This window comes from Syntrophotaleaceae bacterium (genome assembly GCA_041390365.1).
Classification (GTDB): Bacteria; Desulfobacterota; Desulfuromonadia; order Desulfuromonadales; family Syntrophotaleaceae; genus JAWKQB01.
In genome coordinates this window covers 246,851-262,707 of sequence record JAWKQB010000001.1, presented here as the reverse complement: position 1 = coordinate 262,707, position 15,857 = coordinate 246,851, and the positions used below count along the sequence as shown (strand labels likewise).

Annotated in this window: 13 protein-coding genes and 1 riboswitch; of the genes, 3 read left to right on the top strand and 10 right to left on the bottom strand. The window is 59.7% G+C overall.

Annotation, left to right across the window (positions count from 1 at the left end; translation table 11 throughout):
* Window positions 1-30 precede the first annotated feature (30 nt).
* The 5 genes from R2940_01200 to R2940_01180 form a co-directional block, all read right to left on the bottom strand.
* Window positions 31-1,464 carry an efflux transporter outer membrane subunit gene (locus tag R2940_01200; GenBank protein MEZ4598393.1) on the bottom strand — a complete coding sequence of 478 codons (1,434 nt, stop codon included), beginning with the start codon at window positions 1,462-1,464 and terminating at the stop codon, window positions 31-33.
* Window positions 1,455-2,093: a TetR family transcriptional regulator gene (locus R2940_01195; GenBank protein MEZ4598392.1), complete on the bottom strand. Its 639-nt coding sequence runs from the start codon at window positions 2,091-2,093 to the stop codon at window positions 1,455-1,457. Before R2940_01195 ends, R2940_01200 begins: the two co-directional genes overlap by 10 nt.
* Window positions 2,094-2,307: 214 nt before the next feature.
* Window positions 2,308-3,309 carry an oxidoreductase gene (locus tag R2940_01190; protein MEZ4598391.1) on the bottom strand — a complete coding sequence of 334 codons (1,002 nt, stop codon included), beginning with the start codon at window positions 3,307-3,309 and terminating at the stop codon, window positions 2,308-2,310.
* Between the two features lie 224 nt (window positions 3,310-3,533).
* Complete coding sequence (locus tag R2940_01185; GenBank protein MEZ4598390.1) at window positions 3,534-5,264, bottom strand: aldehyde ferredoxin oxidoreductase C-terminal domain-containing protein; 1,731 nt, start codon at window positions 5,262-5,264, stop codon at window positions 3,534-3,536.
* 25 nt (window positions 5,265-5,289) lie between these two features.
* Window positions 5,290-5,442: riboswitch (molybdenum cofactor riboswitch) on the bottom strand.
* Window positions 5,443-5,568: 126 nt separating this feature from the next.
* Window positions 5,569-6,819 (bottom strand): PAS domain S-box protein, encoded by a 1,251-nt coding sequence (locus tag R2940_01180; GenBank protein MEZ4598389.1) that lies wholly within the window; start codon window positions 6,817-6,819, stop codon window positions 5,569-5,571.
* Between the two features lie 205 nt (window positions 6,820-7,024).
* Here R2940_01180 and R2940_01175 point away from each other — a divergent pair, with 205 nt between their 5' ends.
* From R2940_01175 to R2940_01165, 3 genes are read left to right on the top strand one after another with little or no spacing between them, the layout of a single operon-like run.
* Entirely contained in the window at window positions 7,025-7,837 is an 813-nt protein-coding gene (locus tag R2940_01175) for a TOBE domain-containing protein (protein ID MEZ4598388.1), read from the top strand.
* Between the two features lie 15 nt (window positions 7,838-7,852).
* A complete protein-coding gene (locus R2940_01170) occupies window positions 7,853-8,692 on the top strand; it encodes an FRG domain-containing protein (GenBank protein MEZ4598387.1) in 840 nt (279 codons plus the stop codon).
* Window positions 8,693-8,722: 30 nt separating this feature from the next.
* On the top strand, window positions 8,723-9,307 hold the full coding sequence (locus tag R2940_01165; GenBank protein MEZ4598386.1) for a nucleoside deaminase: 585 nt from the start codon (window positions 8,723-8,725) through the stop codon (window positions 9,305-9,307).
* An 89-nt stretch (window positions 9,308-9,396) separates the two neighbouring features.
* Here the strand turns inward: R2940_01165 and phoU are convergent, their stop codons facing one another.
* The 5 genes from phoU to R2940_01140 all read right to left on the bottom strand — a co-directional run bounded on the left by phoU (window position 9,397) and on the right by R2940_01140 (window position 15,850).
* Window positions 9,397-10,050, bottom strand: a complete 654-nt coding sequence (gene phoU / locus R2940_01160) for a phosphate signaling complex protein PhoU (GenBank protein MEZ4598385.1) — start codon at window positions 10,048-10,050, stop codon at window positions 9,397-9,399.
* A gap of 16 nt (window positions 10,051-10,066) precedes the next feature.
* Entirely contained in the window at window positions 10,067-10,849 is a 783-nt protein-coding gene (gene pstB, locus R2940_01155; GenBank protein ID MEZ4598384.1) for a phosphate ABC transporter ATP-binding protein PstB, read from the bottom strand.
* Between the two features lie 15 nt (window positions 10,850-10,864).
* Window positions 10,865-12,460: a phosphate ABC transporter permease PstA gene (gene pstA, locus R2940_01150; protein ID MEZ4598383.1), complete on the bottom strand. Its 1,596-nt coding sequence runs from the start codon at window positions 12,458-12,460 to the stop codon at window positions 10,865-10,867.
* Window positions 12,461-12,521: 61 nt separating this feature from the next.
* The gene (locus tag R2940_01145; GenBank protein MEZ4598382.1) at window positions 12,522-14,747 is read right to left on the bottom strand and encodes an ABC transporter permease subunit; all 2,226 of its coding nucleotides are present in this window, start codon (window positions 14,745-14,747) and stop codon (window positions 12,522-12,524) included.
* A gap of 110 nt (window positions 14,748-14,857) precedes the next feature.
* The gene (locus R2940_01140) at window positions 14,858-15,850 is read right to left on the bottom strand and encodes a phosphate ABC transporter substrate-binding protein (GenBank protein MEZ4598381.1); all 993 of its coding nucleotides are present in this window, start codon (window positions 15,848-15,850) and stop codon (window positions 14,858-14,860) included.
* Window positions 15,851-15,857: the final 7 nt, after the last annotated feature.

Genomic DNA, 15,857 nt, shown 5'->3' with positions numbered 1-15,857 from the left:
TCGAAAAGGACTCCAAGGACATCAAGGACTTCAGGGACCTTGGTCGAAGGAGGCCCTGTGGTTGTTATTGGTCAGTTCCGCCTCCATCCAGGCACCTCCCAGCGACCGGGCCAGAGTGATGCGGTCGGCGATGAGCTGACGGCGGGCCGCCAGCAGTTCGCTCTGGGCGTTGAAGTGCAGTCCCTGGGCGGTGAGCACGGGCAGATAATCCGATAGCCCCTGCAGGTAACGGTCCAGGGAAAGCCTCAGGGCCGAGGCACTCGCCTCTTCTCTTTCGGCGAGCCTGGCGATCCGCTCCTCGCCGGTCCGGCCGGCCGCCAGCGCATCTTCCACCTCGCGGAAGGCGGTGAGAACCGACTGGTGATAGCCGGCAAGGTTTTCCCGGAAGACGGCCCGGGTGCGATCCACCTCGGCGGCACGCCGCCCGCCGTCATACAGGGGCTGGGCGATGTTGAGGAGCAGATTCCAGAGGATGTTGCCCGAGCCGAGCAGATCCCCGAGAACCTCGCTCTGGCCGCCGTAGCTGCCGGTCAGACGCAGGGCCGGAAAACGGTCGGCGATGGCCGCCGCGATACGGGCATCGCTCGCCTTCAGGCGCAGCAGATCGGCTTCGATATCGGGCCGGCGGGACAGCAGCAGGGATGGAACCCCGGCCGGAAATTCGGGGATGGCGGCAGGCAGATCCCCCTCGGCAACCCCGCGGCCGGGATACTGGCCGAGCACTACGGAAAGAGCATGTTCGGCCGCGGCCAGTCCGTTTTCGAACTGCGGTCTGCGGGACCGGGCGGAAGCCAAATTCTGCCGGGACTGATAGACATCCAGCGCCGGCACGAGCCCCTCGCGGTAGCGTCTTTCCACCCGCTCGAGGGTATCGGCGAAGGCGGCGATGTTACTGTCGGTCAATGCAAGCTGGGCCCTCTGTTCCAGAGCCAGAAAGTAGAGGTCGGCGACCTGAGCGGACAGGCTCAGATAAAGCGCCTTGACCTCCTCCCGGGAGGCTGCGGCATCGAGCCGGGCCGCCTCGGTGCGGGAGGCGAGTTTGCGCCACAGGTCGATCTCGAAACTGGCCGGGAGGGAAAGGGAATAGGTGTCTTCGGTCACGGCTCCAAGGGAACCGGCCGTCTGCCGCCTGCGCCCCCCGGCGGCATTGAGATCGAATGAAGGACGCTGGGCCGCGCCCGTAGTCCTGACCACCGCTTCGGCCTGCTCCAGACGGGCAAAAGCCTGCCGCAGATCGGGGTTGGCGGCAAAAGCTTCGGTCATCAGCTCATCGAGCTCCGGTTCGCCAAACCGTTCCCACCACCGCTCCACCAGGGAGGCAGGATCAGGCGCTGCAGAGCGTTCCACATATGCGGAAGGAACCGGAGTGGGCAGGGTCGCCTGCTGAGGGCTGTGCACCGAGCAGCCGAAGACCAGGCCGAGCAGCGGTAAACCTATGATCATCGCAAACAGCTTCAGTCGCATGGCGCCTCCATGCCCGGGATCAGAAAATCGAGCAGCAAAAGCGTCAGCGATCCGGCATCGGTCGGTGGTTGAATGCCGGGCGGCAGGACCTGCATATGCCCGGCCATGCACATGGTATGGCTCAGGGCTCCGAGAACGAAATGCAGGCGCCAGAAAAGAGAATCTCGCGGCAAGCCGGGCAGAGCTTCCGTCAATATTTCGTAAAAAAAGAAAAACAGGGGCTCTACCAGGCGAATGAATATCTTGCGGATGGTGTCATCCGGCTCGGCGAGAGCCCGACCCACCAGCCGGAGAAAAGCCTCCGCCCCGGGACCGCTTTCTCGGAACTGCAAGGTGGGCTCGATGAAGGCCCGCAGAACATCTCCCACTTTCGGCCGTTCTCCAACCTGGCGGGCGGCTGCCCGAACCTTCTCCAGCCGCTCCCGGCGAATATCGTTCAGAGGCAAAAGCCGACGGCAGAAAACCGCCTCAAGCAAGGCCTCCTTGGAACCGAAGTGATAATTGACCGCAGCCAGATTGGCTTCCGCCTCCCCGGTGATGGTCCGCAATGAGGTATTGTGGAACCCCTCGGCGGCAAACAGGCGCTCCGCCACGTCGAGAAGCCGCTGCTTGGTATCCGGTTGACTCATGTTTTCTCCACGAAAAAGGGCCCGGCCACCTGGACCGAGCCCCTATTAAAACAAACGTTTGAATCAGGAGTCAAGAGGGAAAAACGAAGGGAGGACAGGCAAGGCACACGGACTTGCACGGACCTCCACGGACAGGGCATAAACAGACAGGGCACCGGACAGTCCGTGGCAGTCCGTGTTTGTCCGTGTTTGTCCCCGTGCCCTGCCTTAAAAATCAAACTTCCTGCATGTTCACAACCACCCGGCCGGACAGCCTGCCGGCAAGAATCTGATCAATCTTTTCGTCAAGTTCCTCCAGTCGGACTTCTGTTGCGATTTCGTCGAGAAAGGGCGGCTTCCATTCCCGGGCCATTTTGTTCCAGAGCCGCAGACGGATTCCCATGGGACAGTGGACCGAATCGATCCCGAGGAGGCTCACCCCTCGCAGGATGAAGGGGAAAACGGTCGTCGGCAGATCCGCCGAACCCGCCAGACCGCAACTGGCCACGGCCCCTCCGGCACTGGTCGCCTTGAGCACTTCCGCCAGCATCCTGCCGCCGACCACATCAACCACCCCGCACCAGCGTTCCGGCAGCAGGCCCTTGTCGGGAGGACCGTAGACCTTCTCGCGGTCCACCACTTCCACGGCTCCGAGTTTGCGCAAAAAGGGGTGATGTTCGCGCTTGCCGCTGACCGCCACCACCCGGCACCCCTCGGCAGCCAGCATCGATACGGCCAGACTGCCGACCCCTCCGCTGGCACCGGTTACCAGAACGTCCCGGCACCCGGCCTTCAACTCCGCCTGGCGCAGCTTAAGGACAGCCAGCGCAGCGGTGAATCCGGCTGTGCCGAGGGCCATGCTCTCCCGCGGAGTAAGACCTTCGGGCAATTTGACCGCCCAGGAGGATGGGATCCGGATGTAGCGGCCATAGCCCCCGGGAACCGCTGTTCCCAGATCGTAGCCGGTAATCACCACCTGATCACCGGGCTGGAAAAGGCCGTTGTCACAGGCAACGACCTCCCCGGCGGCATCGATCCCCGGGGTCATCGGATAGCGTCGGATGATTCCGGGACGGCCTCTGACTGCAAGGGCATCCTTGTAATTGAGGGAGGAATAGCTGACCCGCACCAGCAGGTTCCCTTTCGGCAGATCCCGCAGTGTGCGTCGGACAATGTTCGCTTCCGTTCCCCTGTCGGACTTTTGAACCACCAGGGCTTCGAAATCTTCTATCGCCATTGCATCCTCCCCCCTCAACGGTTATCGGTCTATGCCTGATAATACTGTAAAAGATCCGGAGGCCCGGCACAAGCCTGCCTTCCAGCCCTTTGAGAGAAGTGGTTTTTTTAGACAAAAAAAGCCGCCGGCAAACAACCGGCGGCAACGTACAGAGGCTTCTTTCGGGAACAACCAGGGTGAAGGCGCTCCCCCCGGAGGAGCCCCCACCCTGGTGCCTTAAGGCATCAGAAATTCCAGAATTCGTCGATCTCTTCCGGAGAAAAATCCCAGATTTCGTTGTGGGGCGGAATCGGCTCGTATTCGAAGAACTCCGGCAAGCGGTCATGGGCGTTGTTGAATCCGGCGGCGAGATTGAACTGGTGCTCGGTTTTCAGCACCTTCTTGCCCAGCTCAGTGACATCGTCACCGGTTAGTTCGATACCGTAGGTGGCGTTGATCATGTCGATCAGGGCCGGCAGGCATTCGGGGATGTCCAGAGCCGGGAAGGCCACGAAGATACACATGCCGGTGCTGTCCACCGCCGCGGTGGCGATCTGCAGGTTGCGGGACAGTTCCACCTGCCCTTCCTTCTGCAGGGGATCGATGAAGCCGCCAACCTTGAGGATGTTGGTGGCGATGGTATAGCCCGCGGTGTGATCGGCACCCATGGTGGAGGTGGCGTAGGTGATGCCGATCCCCTTGACGGACCGGGGATCGTAGGCCGGAATGCCCTGGTTCTTCACCACCGGAACCCGGGTCAGACCGTAGGCGGTGCCGATGAAACCGGTGCCGTTGCCCAGGATGTGTCCAAGGGGGGTTGCCTTGCCGATCTCGTCGCGCAGCACGCGCTGGCATTCCTTGCCGTCCCCCCAGGGAATGACGCCCGCTTCCATGGCTGTCGAGAGCAGCACCGCGCCCTCGATGGAGTCGATGCCGATATCGTCCATCAGATTGTCGCAGCGGGCAATGTCGTCCAGGTCCTGCACCAGGCCATTGGCGCCCAGCCCCCAGACCGTCTCGTATTCGAACCCGGAGGTAATGTAATTCTTGTTCTCGTCCACATAAACCTGGGAGCACTGGATGATGCAGCCGGCATGACAGCCGTGCTTGTGATGGCCGCCGCGGGAAACGATGGTGTCGTACATGGTCTCGCCGCTGATCTTGTCGTGATGGTCGCAGGTGCCGTAGCGGAAGTTTTTGGTCGGCAGTCCGCCGGCTTCGTTCAGGATGTTGATCAGGATGTTGGTGCCGTAGGTCGGCAGACCCTCGCCGCTGACCGGATGATCGAGCATCGCCTTGGCGAACACCTTGGCCGCCGCCCGGAATTTTTCCATGTTGACGATGTCCACCTTGCCTGCACCGGTGCTGTCGATGGTGATACATTTGATCTGTTTCGAGCCCATCACCGCCCCGAGGCCGCCGCGACCGTGGCTGCGTATCTTCTGATCGGGATCCTTGACCGAAATATTTGCGGCGCCCATCCGTTTTTCACCGGGCACTCCGATGCTCATGACCCCGATCTTCTCATTGTAGAGGGCGTTCATCGCGTCGATGACGGCGAAATTCTGTTTTCCGACCAGGTCGAAGGCATCCTCGAAAGTGACGCCGGTCATGCTGACATGCAGCCGATACCACTTGTCGTCCTTCGGCATCCCTTCGATGATCATCGCCTTGATTCCCATACGGGCGAACTGCTGGGCGGAGGTGCCGCCGGAGTTGCTCTCCTTGATGGTGCCGGTCAGCGGGCTCTTGGCCCCGGCGGACATGCGGCCGCTGTTGGCCGCCGGGGTTCCCGACAACAGGCCGGGGGCGAAAACCAGCTTGTTGTTAGGCCCCAGGGGATGACAGGTCGGCGGGACTTCGGTGGCGACGATGGTGGAGGTCAGAGCGCGACCGCCCAATGCCGCCCAGGCGGCCGGGATTTCTTCTTCCCGCACGGACAGGTCGGTCATGTTGATGCGGATGATCTTCTTCATGCTGTCATTTCCTTCCTGCTGGAACAGGTTCCGGATAGCATCTCCTTTCCAATAGCGGGAGGCACCGCCGTTTCCAGCGGAACCCTCAACCCGGTCCCCTCCCGGGAGGAAGACCGGATCGGGCCTTTCGCCGTAAGGACCTTCCCCTTAGGCTCGAGGCTCGGAGAGACCATGCCGTCAGATCCGGCGAAGGGCATCCTCCGGCTTGGTCGGCAGGCAATATAGCACTCTGAGGAAGGGTCGGACAGGTCAGCTTTCGGGGTAATTTCGGGTATTTTGACCTACCCGAAACAAGGCGGCAGAATTATGCTTCGGCAGGGAGCAGAGACCGGCTGCGGCTGGCGAGAAAAGCCTGCAGATTGACGCTTTTTCCATTCAGACCGAGTTTGCGGCGAATGTTCTTGCGATGGGTCTGTACCGTTTCGAAAGCCAGGTTCAGGGCTTCACAAATCTCCTTGGTGGTGCTGCCGGCGCGGATCATTCGGCAGACGGAGATTTCCGTCCGGCTCAGTTTCAGCAGGTTGGCGTCCAGTTCGGTTTCGAACCCCCTGGTCAGCCCGATGAGTTGATCCCTGATCAGGTCGAGATAACCGGAGCGAACGCCGCGGGACTCCTGATCCAGCTTTTCCAGAACCGGCAACAGCTCAGAGGCGATTTTGTCCGCCATGTTCCGCTCGAACTGGCGCCTTTCGGCATCGATGCTCTTAAGGACATTGCGCAGGGTGACGTTCATCTCTTCGGTCTGCTTCTTTTCGAAACGCAATCTCTCCTCCAGGGCCTTCTGCCGGGAGATGTCCCGCACGATCACGGTCCAGAACCTCTTATCGTCGATGGCCACCCGGGTGACGGTGATGCTGGTCGGCAGAACCTGCCCGCCACTGCGCAGAGCGAGCATCTCGTCGCTCCGGCCGCCCTGATCTTCCCGCTCCGAGAGGCAGGATTCCAGGACCCTCCGCCCCTCATCATCGGTGAGGGTGCGCACGTCCAATCCCAGCAGTTGTTCCATGGAGCGGCCGTAGATGACGCAGGCGCGGTGATTGGCCTTGACGATGCGCAAGCCTTCGTCGACCAGCATGATGCCGTTGCCGGCGGATTGGAAAATATGCCGGAGCATGGTTTCGGAGTTGGTCAGGGCATGGGTTCTTTCAAGCACCAGCCTTTCGAGTTCCTGGGCATGATCCACCTGCCGGGTGATGTCGTTCAGGATCAGGATAAACCCCTCGGGCATGGAGGGCAGGATGCGCAGGACATAATGAAGGCTGCCGCCGAACAGGGCGATCTCCTGCTTGCTCTCCGGACGGCAGGTCATCAGCACCTCGTCGAGGCTGGAAGCGGGCAACTGGAGCAGCTCCCAGAAAAATTGGCCGAGGGCTCCGCCGGCGGGGAAACAGTGTTCGGCCTCCGGGTTGAGGCGATAGATGCGTCCGGTGGAATCGGCCACCAGAACCAGGTTGGTGGTGGCCGCAAAGATATGCTGATAATGGTCCCTCTCCCGGAGCAGGGCGCGGTTGGCGTCACGCAGCCGGAGAATTTCCTCATCTTGGTACGGTTCCATCGGATCCTGCCTTTCGATTATGGGGCGACACACAGCGGACCGATTCTGCCACGCCGGGCCCGATCTGTAAATCCCATGGCAAACCGGGTCCCTGCAGATGAATCCCGGCGGGCGACGGCGGTTACCGGTCGTTTTTATATTTGTTTTTAAACACTATTGAAGGTACATTTAGAAAGTCAAACGCGAATTGGGGAGGAGCACTGCTTTGGTCAAAAAAAAGTCGACACCGATGATGGTTGCCGGTTCCGTTTCCTTCAAGAAGGATGGCGAGGATTTTCTGGGTGCAAGCCGCATCGACCTGCTGGAAAAAATCGATCAGTTCGGATCGATCACCAAGGCCGGCAAGGCCCACGGGATCAGCTACAAGACCGCCTGGGAGCAGGTGGACGCCCTGAACAACCTGGCCGACAAGCCGCTGGTGGTCAAGTCCGCCGGCGGCAAGGGGGGTGGCGGTACACGACTGACCGACGAAGGGCGGGAGGTGGTTCGTCGCTACCGGGCCATCCAGGCTGAACACGAGCGTTTTCTGGCCGCTATCGGCAAGCATATGGGCGAGGATGAAGGCTTCTACAAGTTTTTGCGGAAAATGAACATGAAGGTCAGCGCCAGGAACCTCTGGTCCGGAAAGGTGAGTCACCTCTCCCGGGGAAACATCAATACCCTGGTGGAAATGCAGCTCAAAGGCGAGGACAAGCTGTCCGCCCTGATCACCAACGAAAGCGTCGAGGCGCTGGGACTGGAGATCGGCAGCGAGGTCATCGCCATGGTCAAGGCCCCCGCCATCGTCATCGTCAAGGAACTCGGCGACGCCCGCATCAGCTCCTGCAATCTGCTCAAAGGTCGCATCTCCCGGATCATGGAAGGACCGGTCAACAGCGAGGTATCCCTGGAACTCCCCGGCGGCAGCACCATCAGCGCCACCTTGAGCACCAGCAGCGAGGAGAGCCTGGAGTTGGCCGAGGGGGATGAAGCCTGGGCCCTGTTCCAGGTGACGAGCGTCATTCTGGGCGTCCTGTAGAGCCGAGGGGAATCCATGACCATCGGCCGATCTGCCGACATCGAGTTTCCCGTCAACGAAATCCGCATCAACAGCTGGAGCGAACTGCAGAACGAGCTGTTTGCCGAATCCTGGGACGAGGATCTGGGGCGTTTCCGTTCACGCTTCGCCTTTCGCGGACTGTCTGACGCCGGTTACCGGCTGGAGACCACGCTTATCCGTCTGGGCGGCGACTACGGTCGTCTGGAACATCACCTGCTGCGCAATTTCAAGAAGTATGCGCATGGCCAGGGTGTGCAGGAGGGCTCCTTCTGGCACTGGATGTCGGTGGCCCAGCACTATGGGCTGCCGACCCGGCTGCTGGACTGGACCTACTCCCCCTTCATCGCCATGCATTTCGCCACCGCCAACATCTGCAAGTTCAATGTGGACGGAGCCATTTGGGCCGTCAATTACGTCAAGACCCGGAAACTTCTTCCCGACACCCTGCGCCTGCGGCTGGATCAGGAAGGGGCCAACGTCTTTACCGTTGAAATGCTGGCCGAGCTGATCACCAACCGGGAGCAGTTGGCCGCCATGGCCGCCGAGGATTCCGTGATCTTTTTCGAGCCGCCGTCAATGCAGGAGCGCATCGTCAACCAGCACGCGTTTTTTTCCGTCATGTCCGACCCGGAAAAATCGCTCTGCGACTGCCTGCGGGGTCATTCGGACATGTGGCGCAAGGTCGTCATCCCAGCGGAACTCAAGTGGGAAATCCGGGACAAGCTTGACCAGGCCAACATCACCGAGCGGGTGCTGTTTCCCGGGCTGGACGGCCTCAGCCAGTGGCTCAAGCGGCATTACAGCCCTAAGGACGTCGCCTACTTCTGCCGCTGAACCGTCCCCTTCCCCTGCGATGGAATTGCCATGGCCATGCCCCCTCTCCCCTTCGAAGTGAGCCTGCGCCTGCCCGCCTGGATCAGCGAGGTCCTTCCGCCGGCAGACCGCATCTACCCCGGCTCCCGCGAGCGGATGGACCTGGTGCTGGCCCTGGCCAGCGCCAATGTCGCAAAACAGACGGGAGGTCCCTTCGCGGCGGCGGTTTTCGACATGAAGACCGGCTTGCTGATCGCGGCCGGGGTCAATCTTGTCACCTATTGCGGCTGCTCCGCCGCCCATGCCGAAATGGTCGCTCTGATGCTCGCCCAGAGGCGCCTCCAATCCTTTACCCTTAACGGAAACAGGCTGCCTGTCTGTGAACTGGTCTCTTCCACTGAACCGTGCGCCATGTGCCTCGGAGCCCTCCCCTGGTCCGGCATCCGTAGCCTGATCTGCGGCGCCCGGGACAGTGATGCGAGGGCTGTCGGCTTCGACGAAGGGGACAAACCGGCGGATTGGGTCGCCGGACTGGAAAGGCGCGGCATCAGGGTCTTGCGGGATGTGGGTCGCGAGGAGGCTCGGCGGATCATGGAAGATTATATTCGCCGGGGCGGAGTGGTTTACAACGGGTAACGGGAATCAGTGACTGCAGGGACTTCAAGGAAGGAAGTCGGAAGGGGCTGCTCAGAATTCTGCGCAGCCCCTCGTTTGTTTGGGCAGAACTAAATCGTGTGTCGCACGATCTTTCCTTCGATGAGGTAGAGCACATCCTCGGCGATGTTGGTGGCCTGGTCGGCAATCCTTTCCAGGTAGCGGGAAACCACCAGGTAGCAGATCAGAGGCTCGATATGATTCGGGTTCTTGCGTATCCGATCCTTGACCAGTCCGTAGCTGTTGTGGTGCAGGGCGTCGACCTGGTCGTCCAGGGCGATCACCTCCCGTGCCTGCCGCTGGTCGAGATTCACGAGGGAATCGAGGCTTTTTTTGACCATGTCGGAGACAAGTCCGGACATTTCCGAAAACTGGAAGGGAACGGGAATCCGTTCATGCCTGAGCAGATCTAGAACCCGTTCGGAGATGTTGACCGCCAGATCGGCGATCCGCTCCAGATCGTTGTTGATTTTGAGCACCGAAATGATGAAACGCAGGTCGTTGGCCACCGGCTGGTAAAGGGCCAGGACCTTGAGGCACTCCTCCTCCAGGTCGACCTCGAGGGTGTCGATGCGATTGTCGCCTTCGGCAACCGTGGCGGCCAGGCTGCCGTCCATTGTGTCCAAGGCCTGGACAGACTGCTGCAGAACGTCCTCGACCTCCGACCCCAGGGTGAGGATCCGCTTCTTCAATTTTTCAATCTCTCTGGCGAGATGCATTGTCATAATTATGATATCCCTTTCAACCGAACCGTCCGGTAATGTAGTCTTCGGTCTGCTTGCTCTTCGGCTTGACGAAAATATGCTTGGTCAGCCCGAACTCGACCAGCCACCCTTCATAGAGAAAGGCGGTATAGTCGGACACACGCGCGGCCTGCTGCATGTTATGGGTGACGATGATGATGGTGTAGGAAGAGCGCAATTCCCCGATCAGCTCCTCCACCCGGGCGGTTGACTTGGGGTCGAGGGCCGAGCAGGGCTCATCCATCAGCACAATCTCGGGATTCACGGCAATGGCCCGGGCGATGCACAGTCGCTGCATCTGGCCGCCGGAGAGGCTCAACGCCGATTCCTGCAGGCGATCCTTCACCTCATCCCAGAGAGCGGCGCCTTTCAGACTCCTTTCCACCGTTTCATCAAGCCGGGTCTTGTCCTTCTCCCCGCCGATGCGGAGCCCGTAAATCACATTTTCGTAGATCGATTTGGGAAAGGGGTTGGATTTCTGAAACACCATGCCGACCTTGCGGCGCAGGGCGATGATATCGGTATCCGGAGAATTGATCTCCTGCCCCTCCAGAAGGATGCTCCCTTCCGTCCGCGCCCCGTCGACCAGATCGTTCATCCGGTTGAGGCAGCGCAGAAAGGTCGACTTGCCGCAGCCCGAGGGGCCGATCAGGGCGGTGACCTGATTGCGCGGAAAGGACAGGCTGATGGAATGGAGCGCCTTGGAGGGGCCGTAGTAAAAATCCAGATTGCTGACGTTGACGATCGGATCCTGAATGGGAACTGTGTAGGTTTCAGTCATGAATCTCTGCCTTTTTCAAAATGCCCGGTAAGTATAGCGTTTTTTCATTTTATTGCGCAAGTGAATGGCGATGCTGCTCATCACCAGCACGATCAGCACCAGCAACAGGGTGGTGACGAAGACCATCGGCTTGGCCGCCTCCACATTGGGGGACTGGAAACCGATGTCGTAAATGTGGAAGCCCAGATGCATGAACTTGCGGTCCAGATGCAGGTAGGGGAAGTTGCCGTCCAGCGGCAGGGCCGGGGCCAGCTTGACCACCCCGGTGATCATCAGCGGCGCCACCTCGCCGGCCGCGCGGGCCATGGCCAGAATCAGACCGGTCATGATCCCCGGCGACGCCATCGGCAGCAAAATCCGCCACAGGGTCTGGAATTTGGTCGCCCCCAGAGCCAGGGAGCCGTCCCGCACCCCGGCGGGAATCGCTCCCAAAGCTTCTTCCGTTGATACGATGACGACCGGCACGGTCAGCAGCGACAGGGTCAGGCTGGCCCAGAGGATGCCGCCGGTGCCGAAGGTGGGATTGGGCAGGCGCTCCGGGAAGAACAGCATGTCGATGCTGGAGCCGATGCCGTAGACGAAAAAGGCCAGGCCGAAGATGCCGTAGACGATGGAAGGGATACCAGCCAGGTTGTTGACCGCAATCCGCACGAGGCGCACGATCAGTCCATCCTTGGCGTATTCCCGCAGGTAGATGGCGGCCAGAACGCCGAGGGGGAAGGACACCAGGCTCATGACGAAAATCAGCATGACGGTGCCGAAAATGGCCGGGAAAAGCCCCCCTTCGGTATTGGCTTCCCGGGGTTCTCCCAGAATCAGTTCACCCAGCTTGCTGAGATAGAACAGGACCTTTTCCCCCAATCCCATTTCATTGGGGCGATAGTAGCGAACCAGGTTGGCCACTTCCATGACTTTTTCAGTTCCATCGGCGCTGACGAAAGTGGCGGTCACTTCATGCAATTCCTTCAGCAAGGCGTTCTGGCGATCGACCAGACCCTCGAACTTCTCGCGGATCTGCTGCATTTGGTTTTCGATCTGCTGCAGGGCCGCATCTGCCGGCGCCCGGCCGCCATGCTTCAGTTCGAGCTGCCGATTCCTCAGTTTCCCCATTCTGATATTGAGACTGGTCAACTGGTCGCCGATATCCTCGACAACCTCCATCCGTTCTTCCACCAATGCGTGGGCCTGGTCCAGAAGGTCCCAGGTGTCCGTGGCCTCACCCGCCGGTGCCGGAAGGGAAACACTGCTCAGCATGCCGTAAAAATTGCCGTACTCCTGCCTTTCCAGCACAACCGCGTTCTCGGGGAATTCGAGGCGGGCGATCTGTTCCTCGTCGACCCAGCGAAAATCCAGCCCGTAAAGATCCCGGTTGCCGACCTTGAACTGCAGCCGCTCACCCTCCCCCTGATAGATCGCTTCCTTGCGGACCAGTTCGCCCATGACCCGGCTACCGTCCTGCAAGGTTGCCAGGGCGACCTGCGACGGCCAGAAAACCCCCAGGCCGTTGACCATCACCACCACGAGAAGTGTGGCAGCGAGCAGCAGCGTGATGCTGAGAGCGGCCGCAGTTCCCCAGATGAAAGGTTCACCTTGCCGCCAGAATTTTTTCATCCCGCCTTTTCCTGAGGCCTCTGCCGAAGTCCGTTTTTCAACCATTGGAACCATGGAAGTTCTAGAATCGTCCATATTTTTTACGCAGCCTCTGCCGTACCAGTTCGGCGACGGTATTGAGAATGAAGGTCATCATGAAGAGCAGCACCGCCGACAGAAACAGGACCCTGTACAGAGTGCCCCCGTGCGGTGCTTCCGGAATTTCGACCGCAATGTTGGAGGACAAGGGCCGCATTCCGTTGAAAATACTCCAGTCCATGATGGGAGTGTTGCCCGTTGCCATGAGCACGATCATGGTTTCACCGATGGCCCTTCCCAAACCGATCATGGTACCGGCAAAAATCCCCGGGCTGGCCGAAGGCAGAATAATCCGCCAGACGGTCTGCCAACGGCTGGCACCCAGGGCCAGGGAGGCCGCCTTGAGACTGTGCGGGACATTGGAGAGGGAATCTTCGGCGATGGTGAAGATGATGGGTATAACCGCGAAGCCGAGGGCGAAAGCGATAACGATATTGTTGCGCGGGTCGTAACGCACCCCCATGTCACCAAAGAGCCAAAGCTTGAAATTTCCGTCGAAAAGCCAGTTCTCGAACACAGGCCCCAAAAATACGGCACAGGCCACAGCAGCGATCAGGACCGGCGCCAGCAGCAGAAATTCATGCCCCCTGCCCAAACGCCGGAAAAAGGGTCGTTTCTCCAGCATCTGCCAGGCGACAATGGCAGCCAGCAGGAAAGTGGGAACCAGAAGTATCGAAACGAACAGAGCCGGCACGGATTTTTCCAGCAGCGGGGCAAACCACAGGGCCGCCAGGAAGCCGATGATGACGGATGGTATGGCCGCCATAATTTCTACCGCCGGTTTGATCATCCCCCGCAAACGATCATTGCCGAACTGGCTGGTATAGATGGCTCCGAACAGGGCAAGGGGGATGGCGAAAAGCATGGCGTAGCAGGTCCCCTTGATGGTGCCGAAGATCAAAGGGGTCAGACTGAGCTTGGGTTCAAAATCGTCGCTGGCCGAGGAGGATTGCCAGGCAAAGACCGGCTCATCATAGTTTTCGTACCAGACCTTGCCGAAAAGGGTGCGCCAACTCACTTCCGGATGGGGATTGTGCAGCCACCAGGTTGTCGCCCGACCGGAGGAATCAACTGTTAAAAGCCCCGTACCCCGCCCGGAGACGGCCAGATGCTTCAGCGATTTTCCGGAAAAAAGAGTCAGGAGATGGCGTTCGCTGGTCATGTGATCCAGATGGACGGTGCCGTTGCGATCTACGCTGAACAGACTTTTTTCCCGTTGTGAAGGAATAAGGGTTTCGACGGGACTGTCGTGGTCTTGCAGGGTATGAATAAGTTGCAGACGTTTCACTCCCCCTGATGCCGGTGAAGCCACTGGGAACCAGGTCGTGACTCCACCACGGCTGTCACCCACCGCAAGGGATATTTCGCCCAGCATAAGGCTGAGGGCGGTGATGCCCCGTTGATCGGAGAAAGCGGGAAGCCGGTCGAGCAGAATCGGATCTCCCGGCTCCGAAAGGTCCCAGCGCAGCAGGGTGCCCCGGTCGGTCCCGGCATACAGCGTGCTGCCGTCCCTGTTCAGGGCGAGTGCCGTGATCCCTTCCCGGGGCGGGCCCTGCAGAATCGAGACCTCCTCTTCCACCTCGGTCTCGCCGAACAGACTGGTTGTGGTCGCCTGCTGCTCCACCCTCAGACTGTGATCTGGCAGCAGACTGACGCGAACCTGGCTGCCTTCATCATCGGACCTGACCAGAACCCGGCCGGCCGTCTGCCTGGACAGTGGCTCCCAATAACCCAGCCTGGTGACCCGAGGCTCGAAGGTTCGTTTTCCCTGGTCACCAAAGCTTGCGGTAAAGGAAACCTCTTCAAGGGTCGACGTCCCGTTGCTCCATAACAGGTTGAAGCGCAGGGGTGCGGTCTTCTCAACCTCCGCGACAGTTGCGCCGGCGACAGGAGGTTCGACGGCAATTTTTTGGACCAGACGGCCTTCTCTGGGATCGTAGAAGGCAAAGAGACCGCTTCGCTTCAGCAGCACCGCATTTTCCAGGTAATCGTCCACCGCGGCTGCCAGGGTGGCTTCACCCTCAGAATCAGTCAGGGAAAAAAAAGTGGCTTCTTGTATTTTAGGCGCCGAAAAGAGCGGGAAGGTCACTTTAGCGATCAGGAACAGGATCAGGATAACACTGAAAATAACCGCCATACCGCCAAGAGTGATGATTCTGCGGGCGATCCGGTCATTACGCTGGGCACGCTTGAAATACTTTGGATTCATATAATATTTCCAAGAATTTCCGGACAAGACAAATCCTGCCTGCGGCACCTGAGCGCCGGCAGGCAGGATATACTCTAAAATACTAGATCTTTGTGGCGAGGTATCAACTTTTACTTCAGCTTGGCCAGCTGGTCCTCCACGACCTTGGCAGGCAGCGGGAGGTAACCGTCCTTGATCACGACTTCCTGGCCTTCTTTGCTGAGGGCGTATTTCAGGAATTCCTCCACCATCTTGGGCAGCGGCTCGTTGGGTTTTTTGGCCACGTAGAGATAGAGCATGCGGCCCAGGGGATACTTGCCTGCCAGCACGTTCTCGTAGGAAGGCTCATACGCCTCTTTACCCTGCTCCTTGGAAAGAGCGATGGCCTTGACGCCAGAGGTCTTGTAGCCGATACCCGAGTAGCCGATGCCGCTCACATCCTCGGTCACGGCCAGAACGACGGAGGCGGAACCGGGCTGTTCCTTGACGATATCCTTGTAATCTCCCTTGAACAGGGCTTTTTCCTTGAAGTAACCGTAGGTGCCGGAGGCGGAGTTACGGCCGTAAAGGCTGACCGGCTTGGCGGCCCAGCTGCCGTCGAGACCGACCTGACCCCAGGTTTCGATATCCTGGCCTAAACCACCCTTGCGGGTGCGGGAGAAGATGGCGTCGACTTCCTGCAGGGAGAGAGCCTTGATGGGATTGTCCTTATTGACGTAGACAGCCAGGGAATCGAGGGCGACGCCGATGGCAACCGGTTTGAAGCCGTATTTCTGTTCAAAGGCCTCGATTTCACTCTTCTTCATATCGCGGGACATGGGACCGATCTGGGCGGTACCCTCGATCAGGGCAGGAGGAGCGGTGCTCGACCCCTTGCCTTCGATCTGGATGTTGACGTTGGGATACTGCTTGCGGAACCCTTCGGCCCACAGGGTCATCAGGTTGTTGAGGGTGTCGGACCCGATGCTGTTGAGATTGCCGGAAACGCCCTGGACCTTGCTGTAGGCAGGAATTTTGCCGTCCACCTTGAGCTGCTCGGCATGGCTGCCGGCGACAGTCAGGGGGATCACCGCCAGCACGGCCAGTGCGCCAGCCGCCATTTGTTTAATGCCCTTGAATTTCATCGATAGA